The following is a 25520-nucleotide window of genomic DNA, read 5'->3' as shown; positions in this document are numbered from 1 at the left end:
TTCGGATTTTGGAGAGCACCCATGACCCCCGTCGACCATCCCCTCGCCGACACGGCACCGACTGCCGTGGTGGCCGAGCTCGTGCGAGGACTGGCCCACGTGCTCAAGGTGGAGCCCGGGAGCATCGACCCCGGACAGCCGTTCCGCTCGCTGGGCGTCGGATCGATACCGGCCGTGCGGTTCGTGTCCTTCGTCAACCACCGTTACCGGACCGACCTCCGGACCACCTCGCTGGCCGAGTACCCGACCCCTCTGATCCTCGCCGGCTACGTGGCCCGGGAGGTCGGCAACAGGCGCGAGGACGCCCCGCCGGCCGGGGAGCAGAGGGAGACCGACCCCGGGCCCGGCGCACGGGAGGTCCTCGACGTTCTGCGTGAGCGGCTGGCGGACATCCTGGGGTGCGAGGCGATCGCGGTGGACGTCACGGCCCCGTTCGCGCTGCTGGGCGTGGACTCCATCCGGGCGGCGAAGCTCGTCGCGGTCGTCAACGAGACGTACGGATTGAACGAGCGCGTCGTCACCCTGTCCGAGCACCCGAACCTCCTGGAGACGGCCGCCCATGTGGCGGACGCCGCCCGGAAGGGCCGGTCCCCCTCCGCCGACCGGGCGGCCGAGGGCGTGGGGGCGCTCCTGGACGCGGTGCGCGACGGCCGGCTCTCCGTGGACGAGGCGGTCACCCGCCTGCCGCAGTGGGTGTGAGCGGGCGAGGACGATGGACGAACGAGACATCATCACCCGGTTCACGGCCGGACTCCTGGAACACGGACAGGCCGTGCGTCTCCTCCTGGAGCGAAGCGCCACGATCGGCCGCACACCGGCACCCGAACGCCTCCCCGGCGGGGAAGCGACGGCGCCGGAGCGGACCGAACCCGTCAAACTCTGGTTCTGCTCCAACGACGAGCTCGCCCCGGACCTCGCCGACACGCTGGCCCGGCACTGGCTGGACCGGGAGGAACAGGAGATCGCGGGCCGCTTCCTGTTCGCGTGCGACCGGCGCCAGTACCTCGTCGCCCACGCGCTCGTGCGCCGGGTCCTCGCCCTGGAGAGCGGCCTGCCCGAGGCGGAGGCCGTCATCCTGCGCTCCCGGCGGGGGCGGCCGTACCTGAGCCGACCCGACCACGGGCTGCCCCGCGGGGGACCGGGGCTGGACTTCAACCTGTCCCACGCCGGCGGTCACAACCTGCTCGGCGTGGTGAGCCGACACCGGATCGGAGTGGACGTGGAGCGGGTCGACCGCGGCGAGCAAGGGCTCGAGGCGATCGTCGACACCTTCGCGCGCGAGGAGCGGGACTGGGTGGCGCGGGCCGCGCCCGGCCGCTCCCGGGACTGCCGGACGCTGCGGCTGTGGACGCTGAAGGAGGCGTACAGCAAGGCGCGCGGCCTCGGTCTCGCACTCCCCTTCGACAGCTTCGTCTTCACCCTGCACGAGGAGCGGGGGGTCCTGCACTTCCGGCCACCCGAGGACGAGGAGGCGCTGCCGTGGCGGTTCCTGGAGCTGGAGCCGGAACCCGGGGTGCTGGCGGCCGTGGCGCTCCTGGCCGACGGCGGGGTGTCGCCCGTTCTCCAACTGCACCGCGGGTTCCCCTGGGGGCGGGAGGCAGCCGAGGTGCTGGAGCTGCCGGAGCCGGTCCTCCACCGCTGACGCCGGACGCGGCGGGGTGCCGGGCGGCACGGGCGAGCCACGACCGGGTCAGGACTCGCCGTGCCACGGGGCGAGGTCGATGCGGGGCAGCGTGCCGGGCGTGGCGATCCCCGGGAGCAGCAACCGCCACATCTCCACGGTGCGCTCCGGCAGGTCCTCGCGCCCGTTCACCAGCTGCGCGTACAGCTGGACGCCCGTACACGCGCTGACGATGAACTCGGCCACCCGCGCCGGGTCGGTCCGGGGCAGCAGCTCGCCGCTCTCGCGCGCCTCCAGCAGACACTCCTCCATGATGTCCCGCCACTGCTCGAAGGAGGTGATGTCATGGACGCCGAAACTGCCCTGCTCCACCGAGAGCCGGACGCCGGCGCGAAGCAGCGGATCGTGCAGGAGCTGCTGTGCCCACACCCGGGTGATGTCCACCAGTCGCTGCAGCCCGTGACTGTCGAGGTGGGGCTCGATCGTCTGGGGCTGCGCCTGCATGACCGCCTTGGCGATCCCCTCCTTCGACTCGAAGTGGAAGTACACGGCCCCCACGGTCAGACCGGCGCGCTTGGCGATCTTGCTGAGTCCCGTGCTCGCGTACCCGCACGCGTCGAACTCCTCCGCCGCCGCTCGAAGCAGCAGTTCGCGCGTCCGAAGTGCTCGTTCCTGCATTTGACGTTCCACGCTGAGCCCCGCTTGCTGATCGAAGTTAAAAGCTAGACAAAAAAAAGAATAACGCTTATGTTATCTCGCGCTGCCTGCGCCGTCCAGGCAGGTGCGCTCATCCGGCCTTCGCGTACGCCGTGCCGGAACGACCGCACCGGCGCGTGTGCGCGGCATGCCCAAGTGCGCTTCGTGTCCGTACCTTCCAGGGAGTACCTATGCCAAGCACAAGCAGCACTGCCGCCCTCGCTCCGCGTCCGGTGTTCGTGTCCGGGGAACTGGTGCACAAGACCCGGTCCGCCGAGGTGCTCCTGACCGGGTTACGGTCCGAGGGGGAGGACGCGTTCGTCGTCTCGGCCCACTGGCCCGAGGCGCACGGGTGCTACGCGACCGGTCCGACCGCGCTCGACCCGCTCCTGCTGGTCGAGACGGTACGTCAGTCCCTGCCCCTGCTGTGCCACAGCGCCTACGGCGTACCGCTGGGGCACCGTCTCCTCTGGGACACCTTCGGTTACGAACTGACTCCTGAGGCGCTGCTTCCCAGAGACCGCGCGGGAAGACTCGAACTCCGCGTCACCTGCCTGGAGTCCGTCCGCAGGGGCAGCCGGGTGTCGGCCCTGACCCTGCTGATCTCCGTGGTGCAGGGCACGCGACGCCTCGCCGAGTGCACCACGCGCCTGACCGTGCAGTCCCCGGTCGTCTACCAGCGGCTGCGGGCCGGATACGGGAACCCCGACACCGTCACCGCCCTGCCGGCCGCCCCCGCCGCGGCCGTCGCGCCGTCCGCCCTGGGGCGCACGCGGTGCCGTGACGTGGTCCTCGGCCCGCTGGGCGGCCGTGACTGGCGGCTGCGGGTGGACACCACGCACCCCCTCTTCTTCGACCACCCGCTCGACCACGCGCCGGGCCTGCTCCTCCTGGAGGCCGTCCGCCAGACCGCTCTGGTACTGCCCTCCGAGCGCCCCCTGTCCGTGACGGCCGTGGAGACCTCCTTCCGCCGGTACGTCGAACTCGACGCTCCGTGCCGGATCGAGGCGCGGTCGTGGGACGCGTCCCCGGACGGACACCGCCGCGCGGTCGTCGCCATGTGGCAGAACGGTGTTCAGTGCCTCTTCTCGACGGTGCGGTTCGCACGGGCCGCGGAGCCGAGCTTCGGCGTTCTCGCCGGCGTCGGCGCAGGCCCGGCGCCGTTCCCGGGGTAGGGCGCGCCAGGGGCCGGACCCCGGCCCGCGGCCACCTCGCCCCGCCGGGCGTCGAACCGCCCGGCGGGGGCGAAGTGCCGCGCGCGGTCGCCGTGCGGTCGGTCCCCTCGTTCCTCGGCCACGAGGAACACGAGGAACACGAGGAAGCGGTCCGCGCCACCCGAGGGTGGCGCGGACCGCTTCCATGCCGGAACCAGGCGGACGAGGCGCCGACGAGCCGTGCCCGTACGGCGCCTCGTCCGCTGTCAGGCGGCGGTCCAGCCGCCGTCGACCGGCATCGCGGCGCCCGTGACGAAGGAGGCGTGGTCGCTGCAGAGCCAGGCGGCGCTGTGCGCGATCTCCTCGGGTGCGGCCATCCGCTTCTGGACGGAGCGCCCGACGAACGCCTCCTCGAGGGACGGGGTGTCCTTCAGGACCTGGTCCATCATCTCGGTGCGGGTGCTGCCCACCACCAGGGCGTTCACGCGGACCCCGTGCTGCCCGTACTCGGCCGCGGCGGCCCGTGTGAGGCCCAGGACCGCGTGCTTGGCGGCCACATAGGCGGAGGATGCCCCGGCGGCCAGTATCCCTGCCACACTGGAGGTGTTCACGATGGCCGTCGGGCGCCCCGAGCCGAGCATCGCGGGGAGCTGGTGGCGCATGCAGTTCCACACGCCTCTGACGTTCACGTCCATGACCTGCTCGAAGATCGTGGGGTCCGTCTCGTGCAACAAGCCCCCGGCCACCGTGTGCCCGGCGTTGTTGAAAGCCCCGTCCAGCCTCCCGAACAGAGCCACCGTCTCGGCGACGGCCTTCTCGACCTCGATCTCCCGGGTCACGTCCCCGGCCATCACCATGGCGCGGCCCCCGGCTGCCACGATCTCGTGGGCCAGCTCGCGCAGCCGCTCCTCGCGTCGCGCCACGAGCACCACGGTCGCGCCCTCGGCGGCGAACACGCGCCCGGCCGCGGCGCCGATCCCGCTGGATGCTCCCGTGATCATGACGACCTTGTCCCGCAATATGCCTGTACCTCTGGTCATGCCGGCCTTCCCCCCTGGACTGCTACTCCGGATGCTCCGGGGCGGCCTGGCTCACCTCCCCCGCTGACAGACAAAAGAATAATCCTTCTTATTTGATTTAGCTAGAAGGCGCCTGCGGCAAGGGGGTTGAGGCCGGGGGCTACTCCTGTCCGGGTGGGCGGACGGCCGAAACGCCGTACAGGAGCAGGTCGCGGAGCGCGGTGAAGTGCGCCCGGGCGGTGTCGGCGTTCTCGGGTGCCGAGGTGTTGCCGCGGGCGCACACCTCGGCACCCGCCACCAGGTACTGGATCATCTCCGTCACCGCGTCCGGTGTGACGCCCTCCCTCAGCTGGCCCGTCTCCTCGGCCTCCCGGAGCATCTCCCGGCTCAACGGCAGATAGGCCTCCGACGCATCGGCCACCTCCGGGAGTTCCCTGGCCAGTCGTACGGCCGCGCGTACCACGACGTCGCGGTGCAGCAGTTCGAGCAGGGCGAGGACGAGCAGGGAGATCCTGCGCAGCGGGGACGCCGGCAGCCGGGCGACGCCCTCGGCCCGCTCCCTCGTCCGCGCGAGGCCGAGTTCGGTCAGCTCTGCGAACAGGTCACCTTTCGTGGGGAAGTGGAAAGTGAGTGCGCCCGTGGTGACGTCGGCCGCCCTCGCGATGTGGTGCATGGCCACGGCGCCGTAGCCGTGCGCGTCGACCTCCCGCGCGGCGGCGTCCAGCAGGGCGTCCCGGGTCAGCAGTGATCTCTTCTGCTGGCGCGCGCCTTTCCTTCCTTCTGTGTCCGGTGCCAACCGTGACCTCCTGCTTCGTATCCATGGTCCGTGCATCGATCGGTTCCACGTTCCATCGCCCACCTGCCGTCCACAACGGCGAGTTGACGAAGTTGTACGCGCAGGGCACTCTCGTGCTTCCAAAGAAGAAGAATAATGATTATGTTTTGCGGGACGGCGGATCCCGCCGCCAAGGACCGCCAAGGACCGACCAGGACCGACACAAGGAGACAGCCATGCCCGCACAGGCCGCTGCCGGCCTCGACGCACCGCGGGGTGTGCAGGGAGGTGGACCGGAAGGCCTTGCCGCCTACGAGGAGCGGGTCTTCGGGTACCTGCCCCGTAGCGACCAGCGCCGCTGGGCGGCCGCCTACCTGCGTGGGCTGCTGTGCACGCCGGGACGCAAGACGGTGCGCCGGATGGCCCAGAACCTGGACCTGCCCGACACCGCGCCCCAGGCGCTGCAGCAGTTCATCACCTCCAGCCCCTGGGACTGGGCACCCGCTCGGGTGGAACTGGCCCGGATCGCCCTGGAATCGATGCCCGACGCCGTGTGGACGGCCAAGCCCGTGCTGCTGCGCAAGCGGGGCAGCCACTCGGTGGGACTGAGGCCGGGCGTCCTGCCCGGGACCGCCCGACGGGTGAGCTGTCAGATCGGCATCGGCCTGTTCCTGTCCGGCCGCGCGGGCAGCGTCCCGGTCTCCTGGCGCCTCCTCCTCGACGAAGCCTGGTGCGGTGACCCCGAACGGCGTCGGCGGGCGCGCATCCCGGACGAGGTGACGTCCAGGCCCGCGTGGGCCCTCGTACTGGAGATGGTGGAGCAGTTCGCCGCCGCCGGTGTGGCCGAGTCCGTTCCGCTGGTCCTCGGCCGCGACTTCGCCCCGTTCGCGGAGCAGGTGGTCGCCCGTCTCACGCACAGGGGCCGGGACTTCGTCGTCGAGGTGCCGCCGGGTCAGCCGCTCGCCGAGGTGCCGCCCCGTCAGCTGCGTCCGTCCTTCATCTCCGTCAGCGACGCGGAGTCGCTCGTCAAGGCCCGGTGCCGCAGGACCGCCGCCGCGGTGCCCGGCCGAGCGGAGACCGTGTCGACCGTGGTGCGCCTCCTGCCGTCCCGCCGACACGCGCCGGCCGTTCCGCAGGCCCATCGGCTCGTGGCGGAGGTCTCCGCCGCACAGAGACGGTCCTCCTGCTACTGGGTCACCTCGCTCCGCGACGCGCAGCCGGTTTCCGTCCGGGTCCTCGCGCGGCGCACCGCGGTGACCGAAGCGGCCGCCTGGGACGTCCACAACGAACTCGGGCTCCTCGACTTCGAGGGCCGCTCCTTCCCCGGCTGGCACCACCACATGACGCTGGCCTCCGCCGCCTACCTCCACCGCCGCCTGGCGACCGGTAGGTCCGCCCCCGGGCCACAGTGAGGAAGCCATGATCGATGTACACCCGCACGACGTACGCGCCGGCCACGACAGAGCGGCTCCGCCCGTCCCGGCCGCCCCCGGCACGGTGCTCGCCGAGCTGACCTCCCAGGTCTTCGCCTCGCTGCCGCGCAGCGACCAGCGCCGCAAGGGCACCCAGTACCTCCACGGCCTGCTGACGATCCAGGGGCGCAAGTCGATACGCAACATCGCGCACCTGCTCGGCGACGAGGTGTCCGAGCAGAATCTCCACCACTTCATCAGCGACTCCACCTGGGACTGGATCCCCATCCGCCGCGCGCTCGCCGACGCCGTGGAGACGGCCCTGCCGACCCGGGCGTGGGTGGTGACACCCATGACCATCCCGAAGGCGGGGCGGAACTCGGTCGGTGTGGGACGGCACTACTCGCCGGCGCTGGGACAGACCCTGAACGGTCAACGCGCCGTCGGGGTCTGGGCGGCCTCGGAGGCCGCGAGCGTGCCCGTCAACTGGCGCCTGCACCTGCCCTCCTCGTGGCTCATGGACGCCCTCCGGCGCAGCCAGGCGGCGATACCGGAAGGGGTCAGCGCGGAGAGCCTGGCCGAATGCGCGGCCGAGGCGTGCCGGGAGACCGCGACGGGCTGGGGTCTTCGGACGCGGCCCACCGTCCTGGACCTGGGCGAGGCGCCCGAACCGCTCCTGCGGGAGGCCGCGCTCGGCCCCGCCCCGCTCCTGGTGCGCGTGGGACCGGACACCCCGCTCGCCGTGACGGACCTCGCCATGACCGGAAGGGAGCAGACCACGCTCACCGCGCACCGGATCATGGGCCTGGCCCGCACCCTGCGGCGGCCGGTGAGGGGAGGGTTTCCCTTCCCTCCGGGTGCGGGGGAGGACGTTCCCCTCGCCGCCGCCGTCCGCGTGGCTCTTCCCTGGCTCACGGGTCCGGGGGCGAGACCACTGGTGCTCCTGGGGATGGGCGCGTACGGCGCCCGGTGGCCCGGCGAGCTGTGGCTGTCCAATCTCGCCACGGCGCCCCTGGAGCACCTGGTCCGCCTGAGACAGCTCACCCACCGGGTGACCCAGGACTCCGCGGTCGTCGCGGACCGGGTGGGCCTCCGTGACTTCACGGGGCGCTCCTTCAACGGGTGGCACCGGCACGTCACCCTCGCCTCGGTCGCCCACGCCGCCGCCGTCCTGGCCGACCGGACCCGGCGACTGCCCCGCGCGGCGGGTTAGGAGCGGGGCTGTCCGCCGGACGGGCCCCCGTTATCGAAGTCCGGCTTGGGCCACGACCGCCCGGCCCCTAGTTTTGAACGGCAGCCGAGGGAAACGGCCCGACACCGTCGTCGGCCTCCTCGCCGCCGGACCCCCTCGCCGCCGGACCCCCTCGTGCGGCACTCCGCCGCCTCCCTCGCCGGGCGGCCGGCCCCGGGCAGGGACTCCCCCCGGACCCGTTTCTCCCGCACGTCTCGACCGTGCTGTTCCGCACCGCTTCCTGATCACTCCGCGGTTCTCCCGGACCGCCGAACCCTGTAGGGACGAGACCCATGCAATCACCACCGCAGACCGCACCGGAGCAGCCGACCCGTGGTGCCGGGGAACCCCTCGGCCCGTCCGCACCGTGGAGCTCGCTCGACCAGCGGGCCGTCGACACCGCCCGCGCCCTGGCCATGGACGCGGTGCAGCACGCCGGGCACGGGCATCCCGGGACCGCGATGAGCCTCGCGCCGGCCGCGTACGTCCTCTTCCAGAAGGTCATGCGCCACGACCCCGCCGACCCCACCTGGGCGGGACGGGACCGCTTCGTCCTCTCGGCGGGCCATGCCGGCGTGCTCCTGTACATCCAGCTGATGCTGGCGGGCTACCCGCTGACCCTGGACGACCTGCGAGAGTTCCGCCGGTGGGGCAGCCGCACCCCCGGGCACCCGGAGTACGGTCACACGCCCGGAGTGGAGACCACCACGGGGCCGCTGGGACAGGGCGTCGCCAACGCGGTGGGCATGGCCATGGCCGCACGCTACGAACGCGGCCTGTACGACCCCGAGGCACCGGACGGCTCGTCCGTCTTCGACCACACGGTCTGGGTCGTCGCGGGCGACGGCGACCTGCAGGAAGGCGTCTGCGCCGAGGCGTCCTCCCTGGCCGGGCACCAGAAGCTGGGCAACCTCGTCGTGCTCTGGGACGACAACCACATCTCCATCGAGGGGGACACCAGCACCGCGTTCTCCGAGGACGTCGAGCAGCGGTACGCCTCCTACGGCTGGCACGTCCAGCGCGTCGAGCCTAAACCCGACGGCGACCTGGACCCCCGAGCCCTGCACGAGGCCTTCCTCGCGGCACAGCGGGAACGGGACAGGCCCTCCCTGATCGCCGCGCGCTCCGTCATCGCCTGGCCCGCCCCCCGGGCCCGCGGCACCGCCGCCGCCCACGGCGCCGCGCTCGGCACCGAGGAGGTCGCCGCCACCAAGGAGGTGCTCGGCCTGGACCCGAGCCGCTCGTTCCACGTGCCCGAGGAGGTGCTCACCCACACCCGCGCGGCCCTCGACCGCGGCCGGGCCCAGCACGCCGCCTGGAACGCCCGCTTCGCCCACTGGCGGGAGACCCACGCCGACCGGGCCGCGGAGTACGGGCGGATCACCCGGGCCGAGCTGCCCACCGGGTGGGAGAACAAGCTCCCCTCCTTCGAACCCGGCACGGCCGTGGCCACCCGCGCGGCGTCCGGCGCCGTACTGGCGGCACTGGGACCGCTGCTCCCGGAGCTGTGGGGCGGCTCGGCCGATCTCGCGGGATCCAACAACACCACGATCGACAGCACCTCCTCCTTCCTGCCGGCCGGCAACCCCCTGCCGCAGGCGGACCCGTACGGCCGCACGGTGCACTTCGGGATCAGGGAGCACGCCATGGGCGCCGTGATGAACGGCGTGGCGCTGCACGGCTCGACCCACATCTACGGCGGCACCTTCCTCGTCTTCTCCGACTACATGCGCCCCGCCGTGCGGCTCGCCGCGCTGATGCGGCTGCCGGTCACCTACGTGTGGACCCACGACTCGATCGGACTCGGCGAGGACGGCCCCACCCACCAGCCGGTCGAACAGCTCGCCTCCCTGCGCGCCATCCCCGGCCTCAACGTCGTGCGCCCCGCCGACGCCAACGAGACCGCGACGGCCTGGGCGGAGATCCTGCGCAGGCGCCGCACCGCCCCGGCCCCGCACGGCATCGTGCTCTCACGGCAGAAACTCCCCGTCCACGCGCCCGACGCGCGGGCCGCGCGCGGCGGTTACGTCTTCCGCGAGGCCGAGGGCGGAGCGCCGCGAGCCCTCCTCGTGGCCACCGGGTCCGAGGTCTCCCTGGCGGTCGCCGCGCGGGAGTTGCTGCAGGAGCGCGGCATCCCGACCCGCGTCGTGTCGATGCCCTGCCTGGAGTGGTTCATGGAACAGGACCGCGCCTACCGCGAGCAGGTCCTTCCCCCCGGCGTGCGCGCGCGGGTGACGGTCGAGGCCGGCGTCGGCCTGGGCTGGGACCGTTTGGCGGGCGACGCGGGACGCGTCGTCTCCCTGGAACGGTTCGGTGCCTCGGCCGACGGCGCGCTGCTCTTCCGCGAGTTCGGCTTCACCCCCGAGGCGATCGCCGCCGAGGCGGAGAGCGCCGTGGAGAGGGCGGCACGCCGATGACCACGCGACCCCCCGCGCTCCGCCCGCTGACCGCCCGCATCCCCGGCTCCAAGAGCATCACCACCAGGGCTCTGCTGCTGGCCGCCGCGGCGGACGGCACCAGCAGGCTCTGGGCCCCGCTGGTCAGCCACGACACCCTCGCCTTCAGGACGGCCGTCGCCGGTCTCGGGGCGCGGATCGAGAGCAGCGACGACGACCAGTGCTGGAACGTGACCGGCACCGGCCGCGGCCCCGTCGGCACCGCACAGGTGTGGTGCGCGGACGCCGGCACCGCCGCCCGGTTCCTGCCCCCGTACAGCGCGACGGGTGAGGGCACCTTCACCTTCGACGGCTCCGAGCAACTGCGGGCCCGCCCCCTGGGTCCCCTGATGGAGACCCTGACCGCGCTCGGCGCCCACCTGGAGACCCCCGCACCGGGACGCCTCCCGCTGACCGTCCACGCCGGTGGTCTGGAAGGCGGCGAGCTGCGGGTCGACTCCTCCATGAGCAGCCAGTTCCTCAGCGGTCTGCTGATGGCCGCCCCGCTGATGCGGCGCCCGGTCCGGGCCGACCTGCGCGAGGCGGTCAGCCGTCCCTACCTCGACATGACGCTGGCCCTGATGCTGCGCTTCGGCGCGGACGTCGAGGAACTCGGCGACGGCGTGATCGAGGTGCGGCCGGGCGGCTACCGTGCCACCGCCCTCGTCGTCGAACCCGACGCCTCCACCGCCTCGTACGTCTTCGCCGCGGCCGCGGCGACCGGGCACCGGGTGACGGTGCCCGGACTCTGCGAACGAAGCCTCCAGGGGGACCTGGGCTTCGTGGAAGCGCTCGGCGAGATGGGCGCCCAGGTGGAGATCACGGACCGCGTCGTCTCCGTGACCGGCACCGGCGGGCTGCGCGGTGGTCTGGACCTCGACATGGGTGACATCTCCGACACCTTCATGACCCTCGCCGCCATCGCTCCGCTCGCCGACGGGCCGGTGACCATCAGGGGCGTGCGGCACGCGCGGTTCAAGGAGTCGGACCGCATCGCCGCGATGGCGCAGAACCTGCGCGCCTGCGGCATCCGGGTGGACGAGACGGAGGACTCGGTCACCGTCCACCCCGGCACCCCGCGCCCCGCCCGCATCGCCTGCCACCGGGACCACCGGATCGCCATGGCCTTCTCCGTCCTCGGATTGGCCGCGCGCGTCCCGCTGACCCTCGACGACCCGTACTGCGTGACGAAGACCTTCCCCGGGTTCCACGAGGAGTTGGCGCGGCTCTTCCCCGACCACACCGTCCCGGAGCGCTCCTGATGGAGCCGACGACGACAACGCGCGCACGGCGCAGGGCGGCGGTGCTCGGCTCGCCCATCGGGCACTCCCTCTCCCCGGACCTGCACCGCGCGGCCCATGCGGCGCTCGGCCTCACCGGCTGGACGTACGGGCGCTTCGAGGTCGCGCCGGACGGGCTCGGGACGTTCCTCGACGGCCTCGGGCCCGAGTGGGCCGGCCTGTCGGTCACGATGCCGCTGAAGCGTGCCGTGATCCCGCTGCTCGACGAGGTGAGCCGCCTCGCCGCCACCGTGCGGGCCGTGAACACCGTCCTGTTCCACCCGGACGGACGGCGCACCGGGGACAACACCGACGTCCACGGCATGGTCGCGGCCCTGGGAGAGCTGGGCGTTCGGAGGGTGGAATCCGCCACCCTGCTCGGCGCGGGAGCCACCGCTTCCTCGGCGCTCGCGGCGCTGCGGACGCTCGGCGCGGACCAGGTGACGGCGTACGTGCGCGGTGCGGCCCGCGCGGCCGAGATGCGCGAGTGCGGGGAGCGCCTGGGACTGGAGGTGCGCACCGCTCCCTGGACGAGGGCGGCGCGAGGACTGACAGCCCCCCTGGTCGTCTCCACCACCCCCTACGGCGCCACCGACGCTCTGGCCCCGGCCGTACCGTCCACCCCGGGAGTCCTCCTGGACGTGCTGTACGACCCGTGGCCGACCGGGCTGGCCGGGGCCTGGCGCAGGGCCGGCGGCGTGGCCGCAGGAGGTCTCGGCCTGCTGACGCACCAGGCCGCGCGCCAGGTGGAGCTGTTCACGGGATGCCCCGTGGCACCACTGGACGCGATGCGCGGTGCCGCCGAACGTGCCCTCGCCGCGGCCGCGAACACACGACCCGCCGCTCACGGCGGTCGACCACCCACCGGTCACGGCCCTCAGGGCGTCCACGGTGACCAGGACCCGAGGAAAGCAGGGAAGAGATGAGCAGGTTGCGCTGGCTCACAGCGGGGGAGTCCCACGGACCCGCGCTCGTCGCCACGTTGGAGGGCCTGCCCGCCGGCGTGCCGATCACCACGCAGACGGTGGCGGACGAGCTGGCACGGCGGCGGCTGGGCCACGGACGCGGCGCGCGCATGACGTTCGAGCGGGACGAGGTGACCTTCCTCGGCGGGGTACGCCACGGGTACACCCTGGGCTCCCCGGTCGTGGTCATGGTGAAGAACACCGAGTGGCCGAAGTGGGAGCGGGTGATGGCGGCCGACCCGGTCGACCCCGCCCTCCTGGCGAGCACGGCCCGCAACGCCCCGCTGACGCGCCCGCGCCCGGGCCACGCGGACCTCGCCGGCATGCAGAAGTACGGCTTCCCCGAGGCGCGACCCGTGCTCGAGCGGGCCAGCGCACGCGAGACGGCGGCGCGCGTGGCACTCGGCGCGGTGGCCCGCTCGTACCTGAGGGAGACGGTGGGCATCGAGATCGTCAGTCACGTCGTGGAACTGGGCGCCGCGAAGGCACCGTGCGGAGTGGTGCCCGGGCCCGGCGACGTGGCGCGCCTCGACGCCGACCCGGTGCGTTGCCTGGACGCGGACGCCTCCGAGGCGATGGTCGCCGAGGTCGACCAGGCCCACAAGGACGGCGACACCCTGGGCGGTGTCGTCGAGGTCGTCGCCCACGGCGTGCCGGTCGGTCTCGGCTCGCACGTGCACTGGGACCGCCGCCTCGACGCCCGGCTCGCGGCCGCCCTGATGAGCATCCAGGCGATCAAGGGCGTGGAACTGGGCGACGGCTTCGGTCTGGCGCGAGTGCCGGGCTCGCGGGCGCACGACGAGATCGTGCCCACGGCTGACGGCATCCGGCGCTCCTCGGGCCGCTCCGGCGGTACCGAGGGCGGCCTGAGCACCGGAGAGCCCCTCCGTCTGCGGGCCGCGATGAAGCCGATCGCGACCGTGCCGCGCGCCCTGGCCACCGTGGACGTCACCACCGGTGAGGCGGCCGCCGCCCACCATCAGCGCTCGGACGTCTGCGCGGTGCCGGCCGCCGGCATCGTGGCGGAGGCGATGGTGGCGCTCGTCCTGGCCGACGCGGTGGCGGAGAAGTTCGGCGGCGACAGCACCACCGAGACCCGCCGCAACGTCACCGGCTTCCTCGAGCACCTGGAGATCGCATGAGCTCCCCTCTCGCCGTGCTGGTCGGCCCGCCCGGCGCGGGCAAGACCTCGGTCGCGAGGATCCTCGCGGAACGCACCGGGACGACGGTCCGGGACACCGACGAGGACATCGTCCGGATCACGGGCCGCTCCGTCCCCCAGATCTTCGCCGAGCAGGGCGAGACGCACTTCCGCTCCCTGGAGCACGAGGCGGTCGTCGCGGCGCTGCGCGAGCACTCCGGAGCGCTCGCCCTGGGAGGCGGTGCCGTCGTCCGCCCGGACACGCGCGCCGCGCTGCGCGGACATCCGGTCGTCTTCCTCGACGCCACGCTCCACGACGTGCAGGAGCGGCTACGGGGGAACGACTCCCGGCCGCTGCTGCGGGAGGACCCGTGGTACCAGTGGCTGACGCTGATGTCCCGCAGGCGCCCCCTGTACCTGTCCGTGGCGCGGGCCGTGGTGGCCACCCACGGCCGCACCCCCGGGCAGGTCGCCGACGCCGTGCAGTCCGCTCTGACGGGCGTGTCCGTCAGGACTCCGTCATGAGGGCCACGGAGGCGCCCGCGGTCGGCGTCGGCGTCGGCGGGAGCGACGGGACGGACCCCTACGAGGTGGTGATCGGGCGTCGGCTGCGGGACCGGCTCTTCCCCCTGGTCGGACCGGCGCGGCGGGTGGCCGTCGTCCGTCCCGCGGCGATGGCCGCAGCCGGTCGGGAGCTGAGCGCCGACCTCACCGCGCAGGGCTTCGAGGTGACCACCGTCCAGGTCCCGGACGCCGAGGGGGCCAAGAGGGCCGAGGTGGCCGCGTACTGCTGGCAGGTACTGGGGCAGTCCCGGTTCACCCGCAGCGACGTGATCGTCGGGCTCGGCGGCGGGGCGACCACGGACCTGGCGGGCTTCGTGGCGGCGACCTGGCTGCGCGGTGTCCGCTGGATCGCCGTTCCGACCACCGTGCTCGCCATGGTGGACGCCGCGGTGGGAGGCAAGACGGGGATCAACACCGCCGAGGGCAAGAACCTGGTCGGCGCCTTCCACCCGCCGGCCGGGGTGCTGTGCGACCTGGCGGTGCTGGACTCGCTGCCGGTCGACGACTACACCTCCGGACTCGCCGAAGTGATCAAGGCCGGATTCATCGCGGACCCCGCGATCCTGGATTTGATCGAGGCCGACCCGCAGGCGGCCCGCACGCCGTCCGGACCGCACACCGCGGAACTGATCGAGCGCGCCGTCCGGGTCAAGGCCGCCGCCGTCTCGGACGACCTCCGCGAGTCGGGCCGCCGCGAGATCCTCAACTACGGGCACACCCTGGGCCACGCCATCGAGCGGAACGAGCGGTACACGTGGCGCCACGGCGCGGCGGTGGGCGTCGGCATGGTGTTCGCGGCCGAACTGGGCCGGCTGGCAGGACGGTTGGACGACGCCACGGCCGCCCGCCACCGCGCGGTCCTGGAGTCCGTGGGCCTGCCGGTGACCTACCGCGGTGACCAGTGGCCCCGGCTCCTGGACGCCATGAGGGTCGACAAGAAGACCCGTGGCGACCTCCTGCGCCTCGTCGTCCTCGACGGACTCGGCAAGCCGTCCGTCCTCGAGGGCCCCGACCCGGACCTGCTCCACGCCGCCTACGTCGAGGGCGTCGCCGCCGCACCGGCCGAAGAGCCCGCCGCCCCCTCGGCCGCCGCCGGGCCGAAGGAGGAGGCATGACGCCGCGCCCAGGCCCGAAACGTACCGGGGTCCCGGCCGATCGCTTCCCGCACGCCACCGTGCACGGCGCTCTTGCCCCCGCGGGCCTGCCGGTCCTCGCTCCGACCCGCGCACCGCGCGGAGGTGAGGGCCCGGGCCGCCGCGGCGGCGACGTCCCACGGGTCGACGCAGGAGTTCAGGGAACCGCCGTGCAGCGTGCGCACGAGGCCGCTGTCGCGCACGGTTCCCGTCCAGCCCAGGCAGTTGGACATGAACGCGCGGGGGCGCAGCAACGTCCAGGACGTCCCGGACGCCCGTACACGCTCCTCGCAACCGCGCTGCCAGCGCGTGATCGCGTCCTGTGCGCGCGGGTCGGTCACCGCGAGGGCCGAGAGCTTCACGACGTGCCGGACCCCGGACCGGCGGGCGGCGGCGAGGAGGTGTGCGTCATGGGCGTCCCGTAACGGGTCGAACGTCACCACCAGGAGCGCGTCCGCCCCGGTCAGGGCCCGCGTCAGCGATCCGGGCCCGTCCAGGTCCGCCTCGACGGCCAGGCCGTCGCGCCCGTCAGTGCGATCCGCAAGGTCTCCGCTGCCATGTGCCGCTCCCTGTCCGTCCCTGGTTCCCGCGTGTCCATGGTCCCCGCGTGGCGGATCGTCTGGCCACGCCGTGTCCTGGAGTGCATACTCACTTCAGAAGAAAATAATCATTCCTATGTTTTCCCGTGGAGGAAGCACATGACTGCGCGTAGCGCGACACCACGCCGGGCCTGGCTCGGCTTCACCCTCGTCCTGAGCCTGGTGGCCCTCGTGGCCATGGACAACTCGGTGCTCTACCTCGCGATGCCGAGCATCACGGAGGCCATCTCCCCGACCGCCGGTCAGGCGCTGTGGATCGTCGACATCTACGGCTTCGTGGTGGCCTCGCTCCTGATCGCCTTCGGCAACCTCGGTGACCGGCACGGCCGGCTGAAGTTCCTGCTCGGCGGCGCCACCCTGTTCGGCATCGGATCGGCCGGCGCCGCCGTGGCCGGCACACCCGAGATCCTCATCGCCTCCCGGGCGCTGATGGGGCTCGGCGGTGCGACGCTGCTGCCCTCGGGACTGGCGATCGTCAGCAACCTCTTCCCCGACGCCAGGCAGCGTGCCCGCGCCATCGGCATCTTCGCGGCCACCTTCGCGGCGGGCTTCGCGGTCGGACCCGTCGTCGGCGGGCTGCTCCTCGACGGCTTCTGGTGGGGCTCGGTGTTCCTGATCAACCTGCCGATCGTGGCGGTCTTCCTGGCGTTCGCCCCCAAGTTCCTCAAGGACGTCCGCGAGGCCCGGCCGGGCCGGGTGGACGCGCTGAGCGTGGCGCAGTCGGCCATCGGCATCCTGCTCGCCGTCTACTCGGTCAAGGCCGCCGCCGCGGAAGGCTTCTCGGCCGGGCAGTTGGCCGTCGGCGTGGCGGGCGTCGCCATCCTGGTCTGGTTCGTGCGTCGGCAGCTCACACTCGAGGAGCCGCTGCTCGACCTGAAGCTCTTCCGCGACCGGGTCTTCACGGTCGCCGTGCTGACGGGGCTCCTGTCCCTGGTGGCGTGGGCCGCGGCCGGCTACCTCAGCGGCGTGTACCTGCAGTCGGTGCTCGGGTTCAGTGTGCTGGCCGCGGCGTTCTTCGCGCTGCCGGGGGCGGCGGTGCTCACCGCCGCCTGCGTCGGCACGGCCGGTGTGGTGGAGCGGATCGGCAAGCGGGCCGCGCTGATCGCCTCGCACTTCTTCATGGCCGTGGGGCTCGCGCTGCTGCTCTTCACCGGTTCCGGCGGGGGTGCGGCGTTCTACATCGCCTCGACCGTCATCGCCGGTGTCGGCTACGGACTCTCCTTCAGCCTGGTCGCGGAGACCGCGGTGGCGGCGGTGCCCCCGGAGCGCGCCGGTTCGGCCGGAGCTATCGCGGAGATGAGCAACGAGCTGGGCAACGCCCTGGGCATCTCCCTGCTCGGTTCGCTCGCCGCGTACCTCTTCCGGCTCCTTGGCCCGGGTGTCTCGGGCACGTTGGACACGACGCTCGGGTCCCCGGGCCTGTCGGCCGGGGATGCGGAGCAGGCGAAGGACGCGTTCGTGACGGGGCTGCACGCGGCGATCGGCGTCGCCGCCGCGCTCACCTTCGCGCTCGGTCTCCTCGCGGTGCGGTGGCTGCCGCGCGAGGACCGGGATGCGACGGCCGGAGAGCTCTCGGGCGAGGAGGTGCGGGTGGTGTCCTGAGACGAGACGTGATGCGCCGGGACGCTTCCCGGTGAGTCGTCCCCGAACGGCGTCCGCCTCGGTGCGGGCGCCGTTCCGTGACGTCAATCGGCCTGCGAGTCCCAGTAGTTGAGCGGAGCCACGGCGGCGCTCCGGCCCTGGTGGTCCAGGACGCGGCCGACGTGCTTGACCGTGCGCAGGACGACGGCACGTTCCACGACGCGCAGTTCCTGACGGGACAGGCGGTTCTCCAGGTGCCCCTCCAGCATGTGCACGTCCGACAGCGCGCGCACCCAGAGGTCGAGGATCAGGTTCGCCGGGCCCGAGGTGATGCTGCACATGCGCAGCTCGGGCAGGGTGCGGAGCGCGGCGACCGTGTCGTCGAGGTGGCGGGCGGGGACGGAGACGAAGAAGACGACCGACACGGGGTAGCCGGTGAGCGGCCGGGCGAGGGCGCAGCGCAACGACAGGCGCCGGTTGCCGGTGAGGACCCGGAGCCTGCGGCGTGCGGTGGAGACACTGGTGTCCGCCGCGCGGGCGAGGGCCTCCAGCGGCATCCGGCCGTCGGCGCCCAGGGCGAGCGCGATGCGTCGGTCCAGCGGGGTCAGGGGAGCGTCCGGGGACTCCTCGGGCGGGACCGCCAGGGCGTCGCGCTGGGCGCGGTCCAGCACGTCGAGCCGCCACTCGGCGCCTTCGAACGGCGCCGCGGTGATGACGTGGACGCGGGTGGCCCGGATCCCGGGCAGACGGGCGATGCGTTCCCCCGCGAGCTGCGAGAGGGCGTGCAGATCGCTCGCGCCGACGATGGCGAGCAGGTCACGCCCGCCGGTGGTCTGCTTGAGGCTGAGGATGCGCCGGTCGTGGGCGAGCAGCCGCAGCGTGTCCTCGCGCGGAGTGCCGCCCATGTCGATCTCCAGATGGGCGTAGACGCCGTCGTCGTGACCGGGGGAGAGGTAGCCGTCGACCCAGGCGACTCCGGCGTCCACCAGGCGGGCCCAACGGCGGGCGGCCGTGACCGGGTCGACGTCCAGGACCTCGCCCAGCCTCGTCCAGGGCACCCTCGGGCGGATCTGCAGCGCGTGCACGATGGCGAGGTCGAGGTCGTCGGGGCGGACCGTTTGCTGCGTTCCCATGGGCGCTCCGAATCCTGCGCAGACGCATGCGGCCTGAACGATTCCGGCGATTTTACCGGTTCGTAACCCGGGATCTTGAAGGTGTCCGGCTATGACCGCACCTTGCCTCTCTCCCGCACCGTTGCCCACGGCCTCCTCCCTCCGCATCACCGGAGCGCGACTGATCGACGGCACCGGCGCCGCGCCCGTCGAGAACGCCGTGCTCGACGTCGACGACGACGGCCTGATCGTCTACGCGGGGCCGGCCGCCGGAGCGCCCGAGGGCCCGGCCCGGGCCAGGGTGATCGACGCGGCCGGGCGCACACTGCTCCCGGGCTTCGTCGACGCCCACGTCCACCTCGGGGTGGAGTCCGCGCGGCAGATGGTCCGCCGCTACGCGGACGACCCGACCGTGGCGGTGTTCGACACGGCGGCCCGGATGCGCGCCACGCTCGACGCCGGCGTGACGACCGCCCGCGACCTCGGCGGGCTCGCGGCGGGGTTCCGCGACGCGGTGGCCCGCGGGCTCACCGCCGGGCCGCGCCTGCACACCGCCGTCCGGATCCTCAGCCACACCGGCGGCCACGCCGACTTCCACACCGACTGCGGCTTCGACCCCAGCTCCGGCGTGGGCGAACTCGCGGACTCGCCGCAGGAGGTGCGGGTGGCGGTACGCCGCCTGCTGCGGGCGGGCGCCGACGTGATCAAGCTGTGCGCGACCGGAGGCATGTCCAGCCCGTACGACCAGCCCGACGACGAGGGTCTCACCGTCGAGGAGATCCGGGCCGTCGTCGAGGAGGCCGACCGGCACGGCGGCCGTCCCGTCGCCGCACACGCGCAGGGCACCGCCGGCATCCTCAACGCGATCCGCGGCGGGGCGACCAGCGTGGAACACGGCTACGGCATGACCGCCGAGGCCCGCGACCTCGCCGGCACGCACGGCGTCTTCCTGGTCCCCACGCTGTCCACGGTGTTCGACGGAATCGACAAGTCGACGATGGAGCCGTTCCACTACGAGAAGAAGCTCCGCTGGTCCGAGATCACCCGCGAGAACATCTCCGCGGCGATCGGGGAGGGCGTGCGCATCGCGATGGGCACCGACGCGGCGATGGTCCCGCACGGACGCAACCTGCGGGAACTGTCCCACCTGGTGTCGCTCGGCATGACACCGATGGACGCGATCGTCGCCGGCACCCGCACCGCGGCGGAACTGCTGGGCCTGGAGGCCGAGATCGGCACACTGAGGGCGGGCCTGCACGCCGACCTCGTCCTGTGCGACGGCGATCCGCTCGCCGACATCGGCGTCCTCGCCGACCCCGGGCACGTGGTGCTCGTCGCCCAGCGCGGCGCCGTGCGCAAGGACACCCTCACCCTCACCGCGTCGGGAGGCGGCCGATGACCGGCAGAGACCTGCTCACGAAGGGCACGGAGGACACGAAGGACACGAAGGAACGGCGGAGGGCCGACGGCGCGGGCGACGGCACGGCCGCAACGCTGCTCGACCGCGTCCTCGGCGGCATCGAGCGGGCGGGCAACAAACTCCCGCACCCGGTGCTGCTCTTCGTCTTCCTCTTCCTCCTGCTCGGCGTCGTCTCCACCCTCCTGCACTGGGCGGGTGCCACCGTCACCGTGCCCGGAACCTCCGACACCCTGCAGGTCAGGGGCCTGTTCACCGGTGAGGGGGTCCGGTGGCTGCTGGAGAACTTCATCCCCAACTTCACCGGCTTCCCGTCCCTGGGCACCGTCCTGCTGATGATGGCCGCGGTCGGGGTGGCGGAGCAGACCGGCCTGCTGGAGTCCACGGTCCGGATCTCGATCGGCAGGGCGCCCCGCGCCCTGGTCCCGTACCTGGTCGCCTTCGTGGCGGCCCAGGGCCACATGATGAGCGACGTCGCCATCCTCATCATCCCGCCGCTCGCGGCGCTGGTCTTCAAGGGCTGCGGACGCAATCCCATCGCCGGCCTGATCGGCGGCTTCGCCTGCGTCTGCGCGGGCTACGCGGCGGGATTCACGGTCGGCGCCCTGGACGCCCTGTACGTGGGCATCACCGAGAAGGCCGCGCAGGTGCTGCCGGGCGGCGAGGACGCGCCGACGCACATCCTCGTGAACTACTTCTTCACGGCCTCCGCGAGCGTGGTGCTGGCCCTGATCGGCGGCTTCCTGATCTCCCGGGTCCTGGAGCCGCGCACGCCCGCGCCGCTGGAGAGCACGACGCCGGAGGGCGGGAACGGGACGGAGGCGTCGCAGGGCACGGAAACGGCGGCGGACGGTGGCTACCACGCCACGCTCGAGGTCACCGCCACCGAGCGACGCGGCCTGCGGTGGGCCGGCGCCGTCGTGCTGGCGTACGCGGCCCTGGTGGTCGGCTTCTGGCTGCTGCCCGGCTCGCCGCTGCGCGGTGAGGGCGGCGCGCTGGTGCCGTCGCCCGTGCTGGACGGCGTGGTACCCCTGCTGTTCGTCGCCTTCCTGCTGGCCGGAGTGGTGTACGGGCGCGTCGTGGGCGCCGTGCGCCGGGCGGACGACGTCCCGCGCATGATGGCCGAGTCGATCACCGGGATGTCGGCCTACATCGTGCTCATCCTGGTGATCGCCCAGGTCATCGGAGTCTTCACCTGGTCGAACGTGGGCACGCTGCTCGCGGTCGAGGGCGCCTCCCTGTTGGAGTCGGCCGGGCTGACCGGCTTCTGGGGGCTGGTGGTGTTCGTGCTGCTGGTCTGCGTGCTGAACCTGTTCGTCACCTCCGGGTCGGCCCTGTGGTCGCTGGTGGCCCCGGTGTTCGTGCCGGCCTTCCTCCTGCTCGGCATGGAACCGGCGGTGACGCAGGCCGCCTTCCGCATCGGCGACTCGGCCACCCAGATGATCACGCCGCTCAATCCGTACGTCTTCCTGATGCTGACGATCCTGCGGCGCTACGAGCCGGACGCGAAGCTGGGGACCGTCCTGTCCCGGCTGGCCGTGTTCGTGGTGCCCTTCCTGCTGGCCTGGCTGGCCGTCCTGGCGGTCTTCTACGGCTTCGATCTGCCGCTGGGTCCCGGAGCACCGATCACCACGGCGGAGTGAGGTCGCCCTCCGTCACGGGCGCGGCGTCGCCGGGTTGTGGACGGAAGGGTGTCTGACCTGCGGTCCTCGCAGGTCAGACACCCTGAGGAGACCGGGAGGGCTCGGACCGACTTCCGCTGGTCAGAAACGGCTCGGGCTCTCGTCACCCTGAGGGGTCCTCACACCGGGGTCGCCCGATCCGCCTCGACGGTCCTGGCCGCCTCGGCTGCTTCCCGGAAGGTGACGACCGCCTCGCCGTTCTCCCGCGCCCATGCGGTGAGCATCCTGATGGGCTCCTCCAGGGTTCGCCCGAGATCGGTCAGGGAGTACTCCACGCGCGGCGGCGCCTCGGCGTACGCGTGCCGCTCGACGAGCCCGTTGGCCTGAAGCCGGCGCAACGTCTGGGTCAGCACCTTGCGCGAAATGCCACCGCTCAGCTCGACCAGCTCGCCGTGGCGCAACGGGCCGTCGGTCAGCGCGAAGAGCGTGACCATGGACCACTTGCTGGCGATGATCTCCATGGCCAGGAGAGCGGGACAGTCGGCGAGGAAGGCGATGCCGGGTCGCAGGCTCATGCCCCGAAGGTTACCTGGAGGTACCTGACGGCCGCCTATCGTCGTCGAGGTGCGCACGCCTCCTTGCCCGCATCTCGCACGATTGAGGTTTCAGCCATGTTCGTCACCCTTGCCGTCGTCACCGTGTTCATGTCGGCGCTTCTCCTGGTGTCCGCCGGGGCCAAGTCGCTGCGGACGCGTCACATCACCGAGCAGATGTCCACCCTCGGAGTGCCGCAGAGCATGATGGCCTTCCTGATCGGCGCTCAGATCGCGGGCGCGGCCGGTGTGGTCGCCGGACTCCGGTGGGGACCCGTCGGAATCGCCGCCGCGATCGGCCTGACGCTCTACTTCGCCGGGGCGGTCGTCTTCCACCTGCGCGTCGGCGACCGCAAGGGCGCGTCTCCGGCCGTGGTCCTCACCATGGCCTCCGCCGCCCTGATCGTGCTGCGTGCCGCCACCCTCTGAGGGCGGACCGCCGGTCCGACGGTGGCAATCGGTACGCGAGGGCCTGATGGGCAAGGTGGCGGGCCGGTTCGCCCGGGCGAGGACAACCATGAGGCTCAAGACCCACAGCCGGACTACCGCGCGTTGCTCCACCCGTGCGTGCTGGAGTACACGTCCAGCACGTCCACGACGAAGACCAGGGTCGAGCCGGCCGGGATCAACGGCGAAGGCGACTGCTTGCCGTAGCCGAGGCGCGGGGGCACGACGATCTCGCGCCGACCGCCGACCTTCATCCCCCTCACCCCCCGGTCCCAGCCCTTGATGACCTTGCCACCGCCCAGGGTGAACTTGTACGGCTGACCGCGGTCCCAGGAGGCGTCGAACTGCCTCCCGGTCTCGAAGGTCACCCCGACGTAGTGGACCCGCACCACCATGCCCGGCTTGACCTCCGCTCCGTCCCCGACGACCAGGTCCCGGACGGTCAGTTCGGCAGGAGCGTCGCCCTCCGGCACGGCGACCTCGGGCTTCGTCGGTTCACTCATCGCAGCCCCATCACCATCGGTCGGAAGTCGTCGCACGTCGGTCACGTTACCGGGCCGGCCGCGTCGCGCCGACGACTGCGCATAAGGAGACGCTCCTTGGGCGGTGCTCGGACGAAGGCGGACGTGAAGGTCCGGTCCCATGCCGTCAGGACTTCTGCCGCGTCATCCGTGCGTCCGCCGGTGACCCACCAGGTGGGGCGTACGTGTAGGTGCCCCAGACGTCACGGAGGGCGCCGCAGACCTCGCCGACCGTCGCGCGGGCGCGGAGGGCGTGCCGCAGGGGGTGGAGGACGTTGCCGGTGCCCGCGGCCGTTTCGCGCAGGGCGACCAGGGCGGCGTCGACGTCCTCCTGGAAGCGCCAGGCGCGGAGCTTGGCGAGGCGTTCCGCCTGCCGGGCCCCGTAGGCGGGATCGACACCGGTGACGGCCCTTCCACCCGGCTCGGTTCCGGTCTCCCGGGCGCCGCGGCAGGCGCCGCGTGCGATCTCGCCCTGTTGGAAGCCGAGCTCCAGGGCGGCGACCGCACCGCCCAGCTCCTCGACCTCTCCCATGAGCTCCCGCGCCACCCACTCGACCTCGTCGGCCGTCCTCGCGACGAGGTGCGGCCCGGCGCACCGGCCGACGGCCGCGGTCACGTCCGTCCCGTGGGCCGGCACCCGCAGCACGGCCGGCCCGGGACCCCGCACGCCGAACTCCTCGCGCATCGCCCGGCCCCAGAGGCGGCGGACCGCGCGGTACTCGGCGGCCTCCTCCGCGGCCGTGGCGCGCGCGGCGAGCCGGAACGACACACGGGTCACCACGTCGTCCACGTCCAGGCCGGCCGCCACCGCCGCGCGGACGTACGCGATGCCGTCGGCGAGGGTGAAGGCGATCTCCTGCGAGGGCGAGGCTCCGGCCGCGGCCATGCGGTGGCCGCAGACCGCGAGGGCGTTCCACCGCGGGATCTCGTCCCTGCAGTACGCGATGGTGTCCGTGACCAGCCGCAGGGACGGCCCGGGCGGGAAGGCGCACGTGCCGCGCACGGCGTGCTCCTCCAGCACGTCGTTGCGGACCGTGCCGGTCAACCGGCCGGGGTGGATCACCCGCTCCTCGGCGACCAGTTGGTACAGCAGCAGCAGGACCGCGGCGGGGGCGTCGACGTCCAGCGACGGGCGGACCCGGTCCAGCGGGATCCCGGCGAACAGCACCCGCATGTCGTCGACGGAGTCGACGGCGACACCGGCCTTGCCGACCTCGCCGCGCGCGAACGACGCGTCGGAGTCGTGACCCGTCCGGGTGGGCAGGTCGAAGGCCACCGAGAGGTCCGTCGTGCCGCTCGCGGTCAGCCGCCGGTAGCGGGCGTTGGACTCCACCGCCGTCCCGTGACCGGTGTACCGCCGCGACGTCCACGGGCGGGGAGCGGTCGCCGGGCCGACGGCCGCTCCCGACTCCCGCTCAGGCACCTTGCGGGACGGCGCGCCCGGAGCCGACCGGCGGTTCGAGGCGTCCGCTCGCCGTGGGCGGGTTGACCGCGGGACCGACGAACGCGCCCAGCAGCGACAGCACGCTGTCCAGTTCCTCGGCGGTGGACGGCCGGAAGCCCCCGCCGACCTCGCGCAGCACCAGATGGGAGTGGTACCGGCTGTGCGGGGCCTCCCGGGACGGCTGGAAGGACCGCAGGCCGATCATTCCCTCGTACCGCCCGCCCGTGCCCACGATCGGGAACCGCTGCCAGGCGCCGCCCAGGATCGCCGTCCCGTCGACCCAGCCGGCGGTCTGCGCCGTCCCGTCGGGGAAGGTGATCTCCTCGCGGTAGTACATCATCAGGTGCGCGTCGGCGGAACGTTCGTACAGGATCCGGCCGGTGCCCTTCAGGCTGCCGACGTGCTCCCCGTCCGCGGTCACGAACGTGCTGTCGTAGGTGTCCCAGTCACCGGGGCCGTGGACCGGGGGGTTGGCGAAGCGGTAGTCCAGGTCGACGTGCTCGGTGAGGTCCTCCCACAGGACGAAGTCCTGCCCGCCCGCGGCCGGTTCGGCCGACGCCGCGCTCCGGGCGAGGTCGACGAACGAGGCCGCGAGGGCGGCGAGGGCGGAGGAGTGGCCGGGCAGGGCGAACGTGGTGTTCATGGAGCTCCCGTTCGGAAGGCGCCGCGCGCGGGCGCGGCGGGGAAAGGGGCAGGGTGGCGGCCTCGTCGGGTCCGCCGCCGTCCGTGACCAACGTAGGCAGGCCGCCTAAAGCCGT

Annotated in this window: 24 protein-coding genes; 15 read left to right on the top strand and 9 right to left on the bottom strand. The window is 72.8% G+C overall.

Features of this window, described 5'->3' with window-relative positions:
* The first annotated feature begins 21 nt into the window (after positions 1-21).
* Both ACWD3O_RS12900 and ACWD3O_RS12895 read left to right on the top strand, forming a co-directional pair.
* On the top strand, positions 22-699 hold the full coding sequence (locus ACWD3O_RS12900) for a phosphopantetheine-binding protein (protein ID WP_451415867.1): 678 nt from the start codon (positions 22-24) through the stop codon (positions 697-699).
* 13 nt (positions 700-712) lie between these two features.
* Positions 713-1642, top strand: a complete 930-nt coding sequence (locus ACWD3O_RS12895; protein WP_451413121.1) for a 4'-phosphopantetheinyl transferase family protein — start codon at positions 713-715, stop codon at positions 1640-1642.
* Positions 1643-1690: 48 nt separating this feature from the next.
* Here ACWD3O_RS12895 and ACWD3O_RS12890 read toward each other — a convergent pair whose 3' ends face one another.
* Positions 1691-2299: a ScbR family autoregulator-binding transcription factor gene (locus ACWD3O_RS12890; RefSeq protein ID WP_451413122.1), complete on the bottom strand. Its 609-nt coding sequence runs from the start codon at positions 2297-2299 to the stop codon at positions 1691-1693.
* A 209-nt stretch (positions 2300-2508) separates the two neighbouring features.
* Between ACWD3O_RS12890 and ACWD3O_RS12885 the strand changes: the two genes are divergently transcribed.
* Positions 2509-3492, top strand: coding sequence for a ScbA/BarX family gamma-butyrolactone biosynthesis protein (locus ACWD3O_RS12885; protein WP_451415866.1), 984 nt, complete (start codon positions 2509-2511; stop codon positions 3490-3492).
* A gap of 245 nt (positions 3493-3737) precedes the next feature.
* Here the strand turns inward: ACWD3O_RS12885 and ACWD3O_RS12880 are convergent, their stop codons facing one another.
* Positions 3738-4511, bottom strand: a complete 774-nt coding sequence (locus ACWD3O_RS12880; protein WP_451415865.1) for an SDR family NAD(P)-dependent oxidoreductase — start codon at positions 4509-4511, stop codon at positions 3738-3740.
* Between the two features lie 139 nt (positions 4512-4650).
* Positions 4651-5286, bottom strand: a complete 636-nt coding sequence (locus ACWD3O_RS12875; protein ID WP_451415864.1) for a TetR family transcriptional regulator — start codon at positions 5284-5286, stop codon at positions 4651-4653.
* 215 nt (positions 5287-5501) lie between these two features.
* On the opposite strand from ACWD3O_RS12875, the gene ACWD3O_RS12870 reads away from it, so the two are divergent.
* The 8 genes from ACWD3O_RS12870 to aroB all read left to right on the top strand — a co-directional run bounded on the left by ACWD3O_RS12870 (position 5502) and on the right by aroB (position 15408).
* Complete coding sequence (locus ACWD3O_RS12870) at positions 5502-6677, top strand: IS701 family transposase (RefSeq protein WP_451415863.1); 1176 nt, start codon at positions 5502-5504, stop codon at positions 6675-6677.
* 7 nt (positions 6678-6684) lie between these two features.
* On the top strand, positions 6685-7890 hold the full coding sequence (locus ACWD3O_RS12865; protein WP_451411872.1) for an IS701 family transposase: 1206 nt from the start codon (positions 6685-6687) through the stop codon (positions 7888-7890).
* Between the two features lie 311 nt (positions 7891-8201).
* On the top strand, positions 8202-10325 hold the full coding sequence (gene tkt / locus ACWD3O_RS12860; protein ID WP_451411871.1) for a transketolase: 2124 nt from the start codon (positions 8202-8204) through the stop codon (positions 10323-10325).
* Entirely contained in the window at positions 10322-11605 is a 1284-nt protein-coding gene (gene aroA / locus ACWD3O_RS12855) for a 3-phosphoshikimate 1-carboxyvinyltransferase (protein WP_451415862.1), read from the top strand. Before tkt ends, aroA begins: the two co-directional genes overlap by 4 nt.
* Entirely contained in the window at positions 11605-12549 is a 945-nt protein-coding gene (locus ACWD3O_RS12850; RefSeq protein ID WP_451415861.1) for a shikimate dehydrogenase, read from the top strand. The genes aroA and ACWD3O_RS12850 overlap by 1 nt, the downstream gene beginning before the upstream one ends.
* Positions 12546-13730 (top strand): chorismate synthase, encoded by a 1185-nt coding sequence (gene aroC, locus ACWD3O_RS12845; RefSeq protein WP_451411868.1) that lies wholly within the window; start codon positions 12546-12548, stop codon positions 13728-13730. The genes ACWD3O_RS12850 and aroC overlap by 4 nt, the downstream gene beginning before the upstream one ends.
* Positions 13727-14254: a shikimate kinase gene (locus ACWD3O_RS12840; protein WP_451411867.1), complete on the top strand. Its 528-nt coding sequence runs from the start codon at positions 13727-13729 to the stop codon at positions 14252-14254. The genes aroC and ACWD3O_RS12840 overlap by 4 nt, the downstream gene beginning before the upstream one ends.
* Complete coding sequence (aroB, locus tag ACWD3O_RS12835; RefSeq protein ID WP_451415860.1) at positions 14251-15408, top strand: 3-dehydroquinate synthase; 1158 nt, start codon at positions 14251-14253, stop codon at positions 15406-15408. The genes ACWD3O_RS12840 and aroB overlap by 4 nt, the downstream gene beginning before the upstream one ends.
* Here the strand turns inward: aroB and ACWD3O_RS12830 are convergent.
* Positions 15327-15941: an NAD(P)H-binding protein gene (locus ACWD3O_RS12830; protein ID WP_451411883.1), complete on the bottom strand. Its 615-nt coding sequence runs from the start codon at positions 15939-15941 to the stop codon at positions 15327-15329. The genes aroB and ACWD3O_RS12830 overlap by 82 nt on opposite strands.
* Positions 15942-16124: 183 nt before the next feature.
* Here ACWD3O_RS12830 and ACWD3O_RS12825 point away from each other — a divergent pair, with 183 nt between their 5' ends.
* Positions 16125-17627: an MFS transporter gene (locus ACWD3O_RS12825; protein WP_451411865.1), complete on the top strand. Its 1503-nt coding sequence runs from the start codon at positions 16125-16127 to the stop codon at positions 17625-17627.
* 83 nt (positions 17628-17710) lie between these two features.
* On the opposite strand, the gene ACWD3O_RS12820 is transcribed toward ACWD3O_RS12825, so the two are convergent.
* The gene (locus ACWD3O_RS12820; protein WP_451415859.1) at positions 17711-18739 is read right to left on the bottom strand and encodes an Lrp/AsnC family transcriptional regulator; all 1029 of its coding nucleotides are present in this window, start codon (positions 18737-18739) and stop codon (positions 17711-17713) included.
* Between the two features lie 121 nt (positions 18740-18860).
* Here ACWD3O_RS12820 and ACWD3O_RS12815 point away from each other — a divergent pair, with 121 nt between their 5' ends.
* Together ACWD3O_RS12815 and ACWD3O_RS12810 are read left to right on the top strand one after the other, a co-directional pair.
* Positions 18861-20117 (top strand): amidohydrolase family protein, encoded by a 1257-nt coding sequence (locus tag ACWD3O_RS12815; protein ID WP_451411882.1) that lies wholly within the window; start codon positions 18861-18863, stop codon positions 20115-20117.
* Positions 20114-21778: an AbgT family transporter gene (locus ACWD3O_RS12810; protein WP_451415858.1), complete on the top strand. Its 1665-nt coding sequence runs from the start codon at positions 20114-20116 to the stop codon at positions 21776-21778. Before ACWD3O_RS12815 ends, ACWD3O_RS12810 begins: the two co-directional genes overlap by 4 nt.
* Before the next feature lie 158 nt (positions 21779-21936).
* On the opposite strand, the gene ACWD3O_RS12805 is transcribed toward ACWD3O_RS12810, so the two are convergent.
* Entirely contained in the window at positions 21937-22332 is a 396-nt protein-coding gene (locus ACWD3O_RS12805) for a winged helix-turn-helix transcriptional regulator (protein ID WP_451411862.1), read from the bottom strand.
* A gap of 96 nt (positions 22333-22428) precedes the next feature.
* On the opposite strand from ACWD3O_RS12805, the gene ACWD3O_RS12800 reads away from it, so the two are divergent.
* A complete protein-coding gene (locus ACWD3O_RS12800) occupies positions 22429-22779 on the top strand; it encodes a DoxX family protein (RefSeq protein ID WP_451415857.1) in 351 nt (116 codons plus the stop codon).
* A gap of 113 nt (positions 22780-22892) precedes the next feature.
* Here ACWD3O_RS12800 and ACWD3O_RS12795 read toward each other — a convergent pair whose 3' ends face one another.
* The 3 genes from ACWD3O_RS12795 to ACWD3O_RS12785 all read right to left on the bottom strand — a co-directional run bounded on the left by ACWD3O_RS12795 (position 22893) and on the right by ACWD3O_RS12785 (position 25405).
* Positions 22893-23300, bottom strand: coding sequence for an FKBP-type peptidyl-prolyl cis-trans isomerase (locus ACWD3O_RS12795; protein ID WP_451415856.1), 408 nt, complete (start codon positions 23298-23300; stop codon positions 22893-22895).
* A gap of 145 nt (positions 23301-23445) precedes the next feature.
* Positions 23446-24741, bottom strand: coding sequence for a methylmalonyl-CoA mutase family protein (locus ACWD3O_RS12790; protein WP_451415855.1), 1296 nt, complete (start codon positions 24739-24741; stop codon positions 23446-23448).
* The gene (locus tag ACWD3O_RS12785; protein ID WP_451415854.1) at positions 24734-25405 is read right to left on the bottom strand and encodes an allene oxide cyclase barrel-like domain-containing protein; all 672 of its coding nucleotides are present in this window, start codon (positions 25403-25405) and stop codon (positions 24734-24736) included. Before ACWD3O_RS12785 ends, ACWD3O_RS12790 begins: the two co-directional genes overlap by 8 nt.
* Positions 25406-25520 lie beyond the last annotated feature (115 nt).

The sequence above is a fragment of the Streptomyces sp. NPDC002640 genome, assembly GCF_053592575.1.
Note: the sequence above shows the minus strand (reverse complement) of the source record. Positions and strands in the feature narration are given on the sequence as shown.

Coding starts and splice junctions, on each gene's coding strand:
- ACWD3O_RS12900 (WP_451415867.1), top strand. CDS start 22: ATGACCCCCGTCGACCATCCCCTCGCCGACACGGCACCGACTGCCGTG.
- ACWD3O_RS12895 (WP_451413121.1), top strand. CDS start 713: ATGGACGAACGAGACATCATCACCCGGTTCACGGCCGGACTCCTGGAA.
- ACWD3O_RS12890 (WP_451413122.1), bottom strand. CDS start 2,299: ATGCAGGAACGAGCACTTCGGACGCGCGAACTGCTGCTTCGAGCGGCG.
- ACWD3O_RS12885 (WP_451415866.1), top strand. CDS start 2,509: ATGCCAAGCACAAGCAGCACTGCCGCCCTCGCTCCGCGTCCGGTGTTC.
- ACWD3O_RS12880 (WP_451415865.1), bottom strand. CDS start 4,511: ATGACCAGAGGTACAGGCATATTGCGGGACAAGGTCGTCATGATCACG.
- ACWD3O_RS12870 (WP_451415863.1), top strand. CDS start 5,502: ATGCCCGCACAGGCCGCTGCCGGCCTCGACGCACCGCGGGGTGTGCAG.
- ACWD3O_RS12865 (WP_451411872.1), top strand. CDS start 6,685: ATGATCGATGTACACCCGCACGACGTACGCGCCGGCCACGACAGAGCG.
- tkt (WP_451411871.1), top strand. CDS start 8,202: ATGCAATCACCACCGCAGACCGCACCGGAGCAGCCGACCCGTGGTGCC.
- aroA (WP_451415862.1), top strand. CDS start 10,322: ATGACCACGCGACCCCCCGCGCTCCGCCCGCTGACCGCCCGCATCCCC.
- ACWD3O_RS12850 (WP_451415861.1), top strand. CDS start 11,605: ATGGAGCCGACGACGACAACGCGCGCACGGCGCAGGGCGGCGGTGCTC.
- aroC (WP_451411868.1), top strand. CDS start 12,546: ATGAGCAGGTTGCGCTGGCTCACAGCGGGGGAGTCCCACGGACCCGCG.
- ACWD3O_RS12840 (WP_451411867.1), top strand. CDS start 13,727: ATGAGCTCCCCTCTCGCCGTGCTGGTCGGCCCGCCCGGCGCGGGCAAG.
- aroB (WP_451415860.1), top strand. CDS start 14,251: ATGAGGGCCACGGAGGCGCCCGCGGTCGGCGTCGGCGTCGGCGGGAGC.
- ACWD3O_RS12825 (WP_451411865.1), top strand. CDS start 16,125: ATGACTGCGCGTAGCGCGACACCACGCCGGGCCTGGCTCGGCTTCACC.
- ACWD3O_RS12820 (WP_451415859.1), bottom strand. CDS start 18,739: ATGGGAACGCAGCAAACGGTCCGCCCCGACGACCTCGACCTCGCCATC.
- ACWD3O_RS12810 (WP_451415858.1), top strand. CDS start 20,114: ATGACCGGCAGAGACCTGCTCACGAAGGGCACGGAGGACACGAAGGAC.
- ACWD3O_RS12805 (WP_451411862.1), bottom strand. CDS start 22,332: ATGAGCCTGCGACCCGGCATCGCCTTCCTCGCCGACTGTCCCGCTCTC.
- ACWD3O_RS12800 (WP_451415857.1), top strand. CDS start 22,429: ATGTTCGTCACCCTTGCCGTCGTCACCGTGTTCATGTCGGCGCTTCTC.
- ACWD3O_RS12795 (WP_451415856.1), bottom strand. CDS start 23,300: ATGAGTGAACCGACGAAGCCCGAGGTCGCCGTGCCGGAGGGCGACGCT.
- ACWD3O_RS12785 (WP_451415854.1), bottom strand. CDS start 25,405: ATGAACACCACGTTCGCCCTGCCCGGCCACTCCTCCGCCCTCGCCGCC.